Here is a 6684-nt window from a genome sequence, read left to right as displayed (position 1 = left end):
GATGGGTCTTGCGGTTCTCAATGTCGTCCTCGACGGCGAGGCCGAGGCCGAGCAGTACCGAAGGATCGACCTTGCCCTGCGCGGTCGGCACGATTTTCACGGCGCGCGCCACATGCTCGCCGATGACGGCGTTGGCGCGCTCAGAGCCCGCCGCATCCATCAGGTCGCTCTTCGACAGGATGATCAGGTCGGCGCAGGCAATCTGGTCCTCGAACACCTCCTCGACCGGGTCGTCATGGTCGAGCGAGTCGTCGGCGGCGCGCTGCGCCTGCAGCGCATCCATGTCGGAGGCAACTCGGCCGTCGGCCAGCGCCGGGCCGTCGACCACGGCAACGACGCCGTCAACCGTCACGCGGCTCTTCACCGTCGGCCACTGAAAAGCCTGCACAAGCGGCTTCGGCAGAGCGAGGCCGGAGGTCTCGATCAGGATGTGGTCGACCTTCGGCGTGCGAGACAGGATCTGGTCGAGCGCCGGCACGAAGTCGTCGGCGACGGTGCAGCAGATGCAGCCATTGGCGAGCTCGACGATGTTTTCCTCCGGGCAGGTGTCGACGCCGCAGCCCTTCAGGATCTCGCCGTCGATGCCGACATCGCCGAACTCGTTGACGATGATTGCCAGCCGCTTGCCCTTGGCGTTCTCGAGCAGGTTGCGGATCAGCGTCGTCTTGCCGGCGCCGAGCAAGCCGGTGACGACGGTGCAGGGCACGCGGAAAACGGAAGCGTTCATGGTCAGTCCTTCAGCATGTCGAGGGGAGGGATGCGGGCAACCAGGCCGCGTTTGAGGGAATCAGGCCGGCCGCGCCAGGGGATCAGGCCGTCGGTCGAAGTGGCGAAGAGCTTTGCGCCGGCGACGAGGTCGGCGCCGCTGGTCGTTTCCAGATCGCCGAAGACGTAGCTCCAGCAGCCGTCGCGCAACAGCGCGGCGCTCAGCCGACGCTTGCAGTTGCCAAGGCATTCGACGGTGCGGATGCGGATGTTCTCGCCCGATACGGCGCGGCGCGTGTCTTCGGCCAGCAGCGCGCCGGCGCGCGGATGCGCGTCCGAGCCGGTCTCGTCGCGGCAGGATGAGCAGACGATGACGGTCACGCCGTCTGACGCGTCGGGCTCGGACGAAATGTCCGCGATGTTTGCCGGGAAACTGCCGTTGCGATCCAAAACCAGGCTCCTTGCCCGGAAAACCCGCCGGGCATTCGGATACTTAAAGTCTCAGACGGCAGGTCTCCTGGCTCGCGGGTCGTCGCCTCAGATGCCGCCTTCCCGGGAACATCCCAGTGGTTTTCGGCCGGGGCTCGTCGCTCACAGTTGCGGGGACAGCCGCGGATTTGGGCTTTTGGCCCGCACCGCATTCCCTCTTGGCTCCTCCCTTTGCCGGGAGAAGACCGTCTGGGTCAGGATTTAGGCTTACGGCTAGGCGCCTGTCAACGCGCGGCTACGACACTGCGATGTCGGCCAGCGCCGGTCCGAGGTCGCCGGCCGGCGTCACTTCGATCGCCTCAAGGCCGAGCCAGCCCTGCATCTGCTTCAGCTCCTCGAAGAGTTGGGCTGCCGTCTCGGGTGGCGCGCCGGCCTCGGCATAGGCGGCGTGGACGCGCAAGATGCTCGCAGGCCGGTCGGCCCTCAGGTCGACGCGGGCGACGATGCGGTCGCCGAGCAGGAAGGGCAGCACGTAGTAGCCGTATTGGCGCTTTTCGGCCGGCGTGTAGATCTCGATGCGGTAGCGGAAATTGAAGAGCTTTTCGGTGCGCGTGCGTTCGAAAACCACGGGATCGAAGGGGGCGAGCAGGGCGCGCGCCTCGATCCTGCGCGGGATTCGGGCGTCGGGGTGAAGATAGGCGGGCTTATCCCAGCCCTCGACCTTCACCGGCAGCAATTCACCGGCTTCGACCAGTTCCTCGATGCGGTCCTTCGTATCCCCGGGGGCCAGGCGAAAATAGTCGCGCAGGTCGCCATAGCTGGCGATGCCGTGGGCGCGGGCCGAGATACGCAGCAATTCGCGATGCGCGTCCTCGACCGAGGGCACCGGCAGGTCGAGCACGGCCTGCGGCAAAACGCGCTCGGGCAGGTCGTAATAGCGCTCGAAACCGCGCCGGTAGGCGGTGGTGATGCGCCCGGCCCAGAACAGCCATTCGAAGGCGTGCTTGGCCTCGCTCCAGCCCCACCAGCCGCCATTGCCCTTGTGGCCCTCGATGTCGGAGGCGGCGATCGGCCCGCGATCGGCGACCTCTCTATAGATCTCGTCGATCATTTCCTTGCGCTCACGGCCCCATTTGGCCAGGCCGAGATACATCTCCTCGCCCTGCTCGGCGCGCTGCATGCGCCAGCGCAGCAAGGGGTAGGTCTCGACAGGCAGGAACGACGCCTCATGCGCCCAATATTCAAAGACCGCGCGCTTGCGGGTGACCGCGGCGTTGTCGAGCAGCGCAAGCGGGTAGGGGCCGAGGCGGGAATAGAGCGGCATATAATGAGCGCGCACCACGGCGCTGACGGAATCGATCTGCAACAGGCCGGTTCGCGAAAGCACGCGCGCAAGGTGCCGGCGATCCGGAACCCCTGCGGGACGAGGGTCGTTGAACCCCTGTGATCCAAGCGCAATGCGCCTGGCCATGGCGAGCGAGATCTTCTCCTTCATCAAGCTGTCCTTGCCCCGATCGTCCGTTGGTTTTTAGCCGGTGATTCCGGCCATGCTAGCAGGCAAATGGCGGGAGATATGTCAGGAGAGAAAAGTGGAGTAAAAAGCGAAGGAAATCAAACAGGAGCGGATCGGACCAGTTTCTTCCGATATGGCGTCCAGGGCCGCGATTTGAACAAGGTTTGACTTGCGTCACCGAAACCGCTGCGCTAACCCTCGCCGCGTTGCAGCATGGGCTCCCTTAAAACGGTTCAGCGGTTAAACTGTCACGCTTCCGCATTAGAGTTCGTTGCTGTAATCAAAGTGAACTACCCCGCCGAAGGAAAGCCGCCGCATGAGCGCACTCCTGAGTTCATATCTGCCTATCGTGCTGTTCATCGCCGTGGCGATGATCGTGGGTCTGGCGCTCATCATTGCCCCCTTCCTGGTGGCCTATCGCAATCCCGATCCGGAAAAGCTTTCCGCCTATGAATGCGGGTTCAACTCGTTCGACGACGCCCGCATGAAGTTCGACATCCGCTTCTACCTGGTGTCGATCCTGTTCATCATCTTCGATCTCGAGGTCGCCTTCCTGTTCCCATGGGCGGTGTCCTTCTCGAAGCTCGGCATGCTCGGCTTCTGGTCGATGATGGTGTTTCTGGCGGTGCTGACCATCGGCTTTGCCTATGAATGGAAAAAAGGAGCGCTGGAATGGGATTGAACGACAGTTCAGGCACCCTCGTCGCGCCGAAGCCCAAGGGCATCATCGACCCCAACACCGGCAGGCCGGTGGGGGAGGACGATCCCTTCTTCCTCGAAATCAACAATGAGCTGGCCGACAAGGGCTTCCTTGTCACCTCGACCGAAGCGCTGATCACCTGGGCGCGCAGCGGCTCGCTGATGTTCATGACCTTCGGCCTCGCCTGCTGCGCGGTCGAGATGATCCACACCTCGATGCCGCGCTATGACTCGGAGCGTTTCGGCGTCGCGCCGCGCGCGTCTCCCCGCCAGTCCGACATCATGATCGTCGCCGGCACGCTGACCAACAAGATGGCGCCGGCACTGCGCAAGGTCTACGACCAGATGCCGGAGCCGCGCTACGTCATCTCGATGGGCTCCTGCGCCAATGGCGGCGGCTACTACCACTATTCCTATTCGGTGGTGCGCGGCTGCGACCGCGTCGTGCCGGTCGACATCTATGTGCCCGGCTGCCCGCCGAGCGCGGAAGCGCTGCTCTACGGCATTCTCCTTCTGCAGAAGAAGATCCGCCGCACCGGCACGATCGAACGGTGAGCCGATGACCCTGGCGTTGAACGAACTCTCCACCTATCTCGGCGAGAAGCTCTCCGGCCGCATCGGCGAAGCCGTGCTTGCCTATGGCGAGCTGACCATTTCGGTCGAGCCGGGCAATCTGATCGAGGTCGCGACCTTCCTGCGCGACGATGTGCGCTGCCAGTTCATCTCGATCATCGACATTTGCGGCGCCGACTATCCGTCGCGCGCCAAGCGTTTCGATGTCGTCTATCACCTTTTGTCGCCGAAGCAGAATGTGCGCATCCGCCTTAAGGTCCAGGCCGACGAGGAAACGCTGGTGCCGTCGCTGACCGCTGTCTATCCCGGCGCCGATTGGTACGAGCGCGAGACTTACGATCTGTACGGCGTGCTGTTCAGCGGCCATCCGGATCTGCGCCGCATCCTCACCGACTACGGCTTCGAGGGGCATCCGCTGCGCAAGGATTTCCCGCTGACCGGCTTCGTCGAGGTTCGCTACGACGACGAGGCCAAGCGGGTCATCTACGAGCCGGTGGAATTGAAGCAGGAATTCAGGAACTTCGACTTCTTGAGCCCGTGGGAAGGGACGGATTACGTCCTGCCCGGGGATGAGAAGGCGAAGGCAAATTGAGGCGCCACAATGGCTGAAACCTCCGTCCGCAACTTCAACATCAATTTCGGTCCGCAGCATCCTGCGGCGCATGGCGTTTTGCGCTTGGTGCTGGAGCTCGACGGCGAGGTGGTTGACCGCGTCGATCCGCATATCGGCCTGCTGCACCGCGGCACCGAGAAGCTGATCGAGGCCAAGACCTATCTCCAGGCCGTGCCCTATCTCGACCGGCTCGATTATTGCGCGCCGATGAACCAGGAGCATGCCTTCGCGCTAGCGGCCGAGCGCCTGCTCGGCATCGAGGTGCCGAAGCGCGGTCAGCTGATCCGCGTGCTCTATTCCGAGATGGGCCGAATCATGTCGCACATCCTCAATGTGACGACGCAGGCGATGGATGTCGGCGCGCTGACGCCGCCGCTGTGGGGCTTCGTCGAGCGCGAAAAGCTGATGGTGTTCTACGAGCGCGCCTCGGGTTCGCGAATGCATGCAGCCTATTTCCGGCCGGGCGGCGTGCATCAGGACCTGCCGCAGAAGCTGGTCGAGGACATCGGCAAGTGGATCGACCCCTTCCTGAAGTCGATCGACGACCTCGATGCGCTTTTGACCGGCAACCGTATCTTCAAGCAGCGCAATGTCGATATCGGCACGGTGTCGCTGGCCGACGCGTGGGCCTGGGGCTTTTCGGGCGTGATGGTGCGCGGCTCGGGCGCCGCCTGGGACCTGCGCAAATCGCAGCCTTATGAATGCTATTCCGAGATGGATTTCGACATCCCGGTCGGCAAGAACGGCGACTGCTACGACCGTTATCTCGTGCGCATGGAAGAGATGCGCCAGTCGGCCAAGATCATGCGCCAGTGCGTCGATCTGCTGCTCGGCAAGGAAAGCGCAGGCCCGGTGTCGAACCTCGACGGCAAGGTCGTGCCGCCGAAGCGCGCCGCAATGAAGCGCTCGATGGAAGCGCTGATCCACCACTTCAAGCTCTATACCGAGGGCTATCGCGTGCCGGCCGGCGAGGTCTATGCGGCCGTCGAGGCGCCCAAGGGCGAATTCGGTGTCTATCTGGTCTCCGACGGCACCAACAAGCCCTATCGCTGCAAGCTGCGCGCGCCCGGTTTCGCCCATCTGCAAGCCATGGATTTCCTGTGCCGCGGCCACATGCTGGCCGACGTCACCGCCGTGCTTGGCTCCCTCGACATCGTGTTTGGTGAGGTCGATCGCTAAAATGTCAGTTCGTCGTCTCGCAGATGCCAGCGTCCAGCCAGCCACCTTCGCCTTCAACGAGGCGAATGCGGCGGCAGCGCAGCAGTGGATCGCCAAATACCCGAAGGGGCGCGAACAGTCGGCCATTATCCCGCTGCTGATGATCGCGCAGGAGCAGGAAGGCTGGGTCACCAAGGCGGCGATCGAGACGATTTCGGACATGCTCGGCATGCCGCGCATCCGTGGTCTCGAGGTCGCGACCTTCTACACGCAGTACCAGCTCAATCCGGTCGGCACGCGCGCGCATATCCAGGTCTGCGGCACCACGCCCTGCATGCTGCGCGGCTCGGAAGCGCTGATGGATGTGTGCCGCTCGAAGATCCATCACGACCAGTTCCACACCAACGACAAGGGCACGCTGTCGTGGGAGGAGGTCGAATGCCTCGGCGCCTGCGTCAACGCGCCGATGGTCATGATCTTCAAGGACACTTTCGAGGACCTGACGCCTGAGCGGCTGGCCGAGATCATCGATCTTTACGACGCGGGCAAGGGCGCCGAGGTCAAGCCGGGGCCGCAGAACGGCCGCCATGGCTCCGAGCCGGCCGATGGTTTGAAGACGCTTACCAGCGAAAAGGCGATCCTGAAGTCGACGCGTGACAAGGAAGCCAAGGCGGCCGCGAAGGCTGCCAAGGACGCCGCCGCCGCGGCGCCGGCTGCTGCCCCTGCCGCCGTCGTCTCGCAAGCGGTGCCTGCCGCAGCCCCGGCACCTGCTGCTCCGGCAGCCTCGGGCCCGGTTGCGCCGTCCAAATCCGGCAAGCCGAAGACCGATGCGCCCGAGACCAGCCCGGCCTTAGCGACGCCGTCGCCGGTCAAGGTTGCTCCGGCCACCGAGAAGGCGGCCAGTGTCAGGGCGCCGCGCCATTCGGCCGCCAATGCCAATCAGGCTTCTCCGGAAGTCGAGGCCGTTTCCAAACCGCGCAGCGGGCCCAAGAAC

At 64.0% G+C, this 6684-nt stretch carries 8 protein-coding genes and 1 riboswitch; of the genes, 5 read left to right on the top strand and 3 right to left on the bottom strand.

The window, feature by feature from the left end; all coding sequences use genetic code 11:
* From cobW to EOA28_RS19920, 3 genes are all read right to left on the bottom strand, one after another.
* A partial coding sequence (cobW, locus tag EOA28_RS19930) for a cobalamin biosynthesis protein CobW (protein WP_128315196.1) occupies positions 1 to 727 on the bottom strand: 727 nt, incomplete at its 3' end.
* Between the two features lie 2 nt (positions 728 to 729).
* Positions 730 to 1155 carry a DUF1636 family protein gene (locus EOA28_RS19925; RefSeq protein WP_127386313.1) on the bottom strand — a complete coding sequence of 142 codons (426 nt, stop codon included), beginning with the start codon at positions 1153 to 1155 and terminating at the stop codon, positions 730 to 732.
* Between the two features lie 39 nt (positions 1156 to 1194).
* Positions 1195 to 1399, bottom strand: a riboswitch (cobalamin riboswitch).
* A gap of 30 nt (positions 1400 to 1429) precedes the next feature.
* Positions 1430 to 2629, bottom strand: a complete 1200-nt coding sequence (locus EOA28_RS19920) for a winged helix-turn-helix domain-containing protein (protein ID WP_127253208.1) — start codon at positions 2627 to 2629, stop codon at positions 1430 to 1432.
* A 334-nt stretch (positions 2630 to 2963) separates the two neighbouring features.
* Here EOA28_RS19920 and EOA28_RS19915 point away from each other — a divergent pair, with 334 nt between their 5' ends.
* The 5 genes from EOA28_RS19915 to nuoE all read left to right on the top strand — a co-directional run.
* On the top strand, positions 2964 to 3329 hold the full coding sequence (locus EOA28_RS19915; protein WP_042643187.1) for an NADH-quinone oxidoreductase subunit A: 366 nt from the start codon (positions 2964 to 2966) through the stop codon (positions 3327 to 3329).
* Positions 3320 to 3901 carry an NADH-quinone oxidoreductase subunit B gene (locus tag EOA28_RS19910; RefSeq protein WP_015317338.1) on the top strand — a complete coding sequence of 194 codons (582 nt, stop codon included), beginning with the start codon at positions 3320 to 3322 and terminating at the stop codon, positions 3899 to 3901. Before EOA28_RS19915 ends, EOA28_RS19910 begins: the two co-directional genes overlap by 10 nt.
* A gap of 4 nt (positions 3902 to 3905) precedes the next feature.
* On the top strand, positions 3906 to 4511 hold the full coding sequence (locus tag EOA28_RS19905; RefSeq protein ID WP_127253206.1) for an NADH-quinone oxidoreductase subunit C: 606 nt from the start codon (positions 3906 to 3908) through the stop codon (positions 4509 to 4511).
* Positions 4512 to 4520: 9 nt separating this feature from the next.
* Complete coding sequence (locus tag EOA28_RS19900) at positions 4521 to 5711, top strand: NADH-quinone oxidoreductase subunit D (protein WP_126060207.1); 1191 nt, start codon at positions 4521 to 4523, stop codon at positions 5709 to 5711.
* 1 nt (position 5712) lies between these two features.
* A partial coding sequence (gene nuoE, locus EOA28_RS19895; protein ID WP_128315195.1) for an NADH-quinone oxidoreductase subunit NuoE occupies positions 5713 to 6684 on the top strand: 972 nt, incomplete at its 3' end.

The sequence above is a fragment of the Mesorhizobium sp. M2A.F.Ca.ET.067.02.1.1 genome (genome assembly GCF_004023285.1).
Classification (GTDB): Bacteria; Pseudomonadota; Alphaproteobacteria; order Rhizobiales; family Rhizobiaceae; genus Mesorhizobium.
The sequence above is the reverse complement of the archived record's forward strand: the minus strand, read 5'-3'. Positions and strand labels throughout refer to the sequence as shown.

What these genes read in the sequence shown, in the direction of transcription:
- EOA28_RS19915 (WP_042643187.1), top strand. Translation starts at nt 2,964, where the DNA reads ATGAGCGCACTCCTGAGTTCATATCTGCCTATCGTGCTGTTCATCGCC.
- EOA28_RS19920 (WP_127253208.1), bottom strand. Translation starts at nt 2,629, where the DNA reads ATGAAGGAGAAGATCTCGCTCGCCATGGCCAGGCGCATTGCGCTTGGA.
- EOA28_RS19905 (WP_127253206.1), top strand. Translation starts at nt 3,906, where the DNA reads ATGACCCTGGCGTTGAACGAACTCTCCACCTATCTCGGCGAGAAGCTC.
- EOA28_RS19900 (WP_126060207.1), top strand. Translation starts at nt 4,521, where the DNA reads ATGGCTGAAACCTCCGTCCGCAACTTCAACATCAATTTCGGTCCGCAG.
- EOA28_RS19910 (WP_015317338.1), top strand. Translation starts at nt 3,320, where the DNA reads ATGGGATTGAACGACAGTTCAGGCACCCTCGTCGCGCCGAAGCCCAAG.